This is a genomic window from Hamadaea sp. (assembly GCF_013362815.1).
Taxonomy (GTDB): domain Bacteria; phylum Actinomycetota; class Actinomycetes; order Mycobacteriales; family Micromonosporaceae; genus Hamadaea.
Window position 1 is genome coordinate 1 of sequence record NZ_JABFVK010000123.1, and the last position, 2,903, is coordinate 2,903.

The following is a 2,903-nucleotide window of genomic DNA, read 5'->3' on the forward strand; positions in this document are numbered from 1 at the left end:
CAGCTCGCCGGACTGGACGCGGTCGTAGAAGCCGTAGGGCAGGCGGACCAGGTGCGAGTAGATGAGCGTGCGCAGGTCGTATTCGATTTCGTACGCGGTGCGCAGCAGATACTTCCGCGCGCCATAGTTGAGTACTCCCTGCGCGATCGCCAACACGGCGACAAGCCAGACATAAGTGCTCAGATCAGCGGTACGCGCGACCAGCGCGTCGTCGATGCCGCGCCGCAGCGCGTCCGGAATCTGGACCTGAACCAACAGCCCCACCAGCGAAAGCCCGAGCGAGGTCAGCAACATGCCTCGATGCGCTCGAACGAGCGGCAGGGCCCGCCGTAACCAGGACTTGCTCTTGTCGGGGTCTATTCGGGGGCTCATACTCCTTTCCTATACTAACGACCCCCCGGTCCGCATACCCGTTACGCTCGTCCTACGGGTTGGACGGTGAGCGTGCCCGCGTCCGCGTCGAGCACCGCCGGGACTCCGACGCCGATCGCGACATGCTGATCACCGTGGCCGATGGGCAGCCCGCCGAGCACCGGTACGCCCGCCGCACCGAGCCGTTCCTCCAGCACGTCCTCGGCGGACGGGCCCTCGCCTTCGGCGTCGCAGTCGGTGAACTGTCCTATCGCGACACCGGCGAGTCCGCTCAGCGCACCCGACCGCAGCAGCTGGGTCAGCATCCGGTCGATCCGGTAGGGCTGCTCGTTGATGTCCTCGATCAGCAGGATCGCGCCGGTCAGATCCGGCATGTGCACGGTTCCGACGCTGCTCGCCAGCATCGCGAGGTTTCCACCGAGCAGCACGCCTTCGGCTCGCCCCGGTCGGCGTACGCGGAACGTGCTCTCCGCCTCGTCCGCCTTGACCGTCACCGGCACAGCCGAGGTCAGGACGGTCTTCGCCCCCAACGCCGTCGGCGACTGCGCACCCTTGTCGAGCTGCGCCGCCACCGGGCCGTGCACGGTCGCCAGCCGGGCGCCCTGCCACAACGCCAGGTGCAGCGCGGTGATGTCGGAGAAGCCCATGACCAGCTTCGGATCGTCGCGTACGGCGTCGAGGTCGAGCCCGTCGACGATGCGCTGCATGCCGTAACCGCCCCGCAGGCAGAGCACTGCGCGTACCTCGGGGTCGGCGAACGCGCCGTTGAGGTCGGCCAGGCGCTGTTCGTCGGTCCCCGCGAGGTACCCGTTCCGGGCCAGCGCATGCTCACCCAACCGGGTCCGCAGCCCCCAGCCCGTGAGTACGCCGACCGCCGCATCCGCTCGGGCAGCGCGTACCGGTCCCGAGGGCGAGACCAGGGCCACCAGATCACCGTCGGCGAGGGTGGCCGGGCGAACAGGTTCGATCATGGTCAGCAGCCTATCGTTGCCTATGCTTGCGGCGTGGCCGCCATCTGTGTCTTCTGCTCCGGCAAGTCGGATGCCCCCGAATCGTTCTTCGAGCTGGCTCGCCAGACCGGAAAGGGGCTGGCCCGCGAGGGGCACTCCCTCGTCTACGGCGGCGGCGGCCTCGGCATGATGGGCGCGCTCGCGCAGGCCGCCCATGCTGCGGGCGTACCGGTCACGGGGGTGATGCCGGAGGGACTCGTCGCGTTGGAACGGGCGAGCCATGAAGTCGACGAGCTGATCGTCTCGGCCGACCTCGCCTCGCGCAAGGCGACCATGATCGAGAAGGCGGACGCCTTCCTGATCCTGCCCGGCGGGCTCGGCACGCTGGACGAACTGTTCGAGGTGTGGACGACCGGACCGCAGCTGCGCCTGCACGACAAGCCCGTCGTGCTGCTCGACGCCGACGGCTTCTACTCCGGCCTCGTGACCTGGCTGGCGTCCTGCCCGCTCATCAGCCCCGTACTGGCCGGATCGATCACCGTTGCGGAATCGCTCGACGAGGCCTGGGAGGCGCTGCGATGATCCGTTGGACGTACGCCTTCCTCGACCGGCCCAGCGCCGCCTTCGACCAGGCGGCCTCGTTCTGGGCTCAGGCCACCGGCACGACGCTGTCGCCCCGACGCGGTGAGTTCGACGAGTTCGCGACCTTCCTGCCCGAGCACGGCGACCCGGTTCTGAAGCTGCAGGCGGTCGGCTCTTTGAAGCCGGCGGCGGTCGGCTCTTTGCAGCCGGCGGCGGTCGGCGATACCGGCGGTGCGCACCTCGACTTCGCGGTCGACGACGTTCCGGCGTTCGTCACCGGTGCGCTCGCCGCCGGCGCTTTTCCCGTCGCCGACCACGGCGACTTGGTGGTGCTGCGCTCCCCGGCCGGGCACTTGTTCTGCGCCGTGCCCTGGCGCGCCGTCGACGCGGTGCCGCGGATTCCTCCCGCCGCGACCGGGCCGTCCGGCGTACGCGTCCGCGCCGACCAGATGTGCGTCGACGCGCTCCCCGACGGATTCGCCACCGAGTACGCCTTCTGGGGTGCGATCACCGGCTTCACCCTGGAGGACGCTTCGCTTCCCGAGTTCCACCGGGTCGTGCCGCCACCCGGGCTGCCGATTCGCCTCCTCGTTCAGCGGCTCGGTTCACCCACCGACGTTCCCGCGATGCACCTGGACCTGGCGTGCTCCGACGTACGCGACGCGGTCGCGTGGCATGTTTCGCTGGGTGCTGCCGTGGTGGACGTCCGTCCCGGGTGGACGGTCATGCGGGATCCTGCCGGTGGGGTTTACTGCTTGACCTCTCGCCTTCCTTAGACGCTCGCTTCGCTCCCTTTGGCCCGGGCGCTGTTTTCGCGCGACCCGGGCGCTGTTTCTCGCTCGGCCCGGGCGCTGTTTCTCGCTCGGCCCGGGCGCTTCCTTTCGCGTTATCCGGGATAACGCGGCTAATTCGCGCGGCGAGACCGCGTTATGCCGGATAACGCGATCGCACCGCGCCGCCGCGGGCCGCACCGCCCGCCGCACCCGCCGCACCGCGCCC

Annotated in this window: 4 protein-coding genes; 2 read left to right on the plus strand and 2 right to left on the minus strand. The window is 69.7% G+C overall.

The features are described 5' to 3' along the window. Both HOV77_RS34675 and HOV77_RS34680 read right to left on the minus strand, forming a co-directional pair. A partial coding sequence (locus HOV77_RS34675; RefSeq protein WP_290870687.1) for an ABC transporter transmembrane domain-containing protein occupies positions 1–372 on the minus strand: 372 nt, incomplete at its 3' end. 41 nt (positions 373–413) lie between these two features. Then, complete coding sequence (locus HOV77_RS34680; RefSeq protein ID WP_290870695.1) at positions 414–1,349, minus strand: LD-carboxypeptidase; 936 nt, start codon at positions 1,347–1,349, stop codon at positions 414–416. Positions 1,350–1,376: 27 nt separating this feature from the next. On the opposite strand from HOV77_RS34680, the gene HOV77_RS34685 reads away from it, so the two are divergent. Both HOV77_RS34685 and HOV77_RS34690 read left to right on the plus strand, forming a co-directional pair. After that, positions 1,377–1,904 carry a TIGR00730 family Rossman fold protein gene (locus HOV77_RS34685; protein ID WP_290870690.1) on the plus strand — a complete coding sequence of 176 codons (528 nt, stop codon included), beginning with the start codon at positions 1,377–1,379 and terminating at the stop codon, positions 1,902–1,904. Continuing rightward, the gene (locus HOV77_RS34690) at positions 1,901–2,680 is read left to right on the plus strand and encodes a VOC family protein (protein WP_290870692.1); all 780 of its coding nucleotides are present in this window, start codon (positions 1,901–1,903) and stop codon (positions 2,678–2,680) included. The genes HOV77_RS34685 and HOV77_RS34690 overlap by 4 nt, the downstream gene beginning before the upstream one ends. The last annotated feature ends 223 nt before the right edge of the window (positions 2,681–2,903 follow it).

Excerpts from the sequence above, each read along its gene's own strand:
- HOV77_RS34690 (WP_290870692.1), top strand. The coding sequence starts at position 1,901 with ATGATCCGTTGGACGTACGCCTTCCTCGACCGGCCCAGCGCCGCCTTC.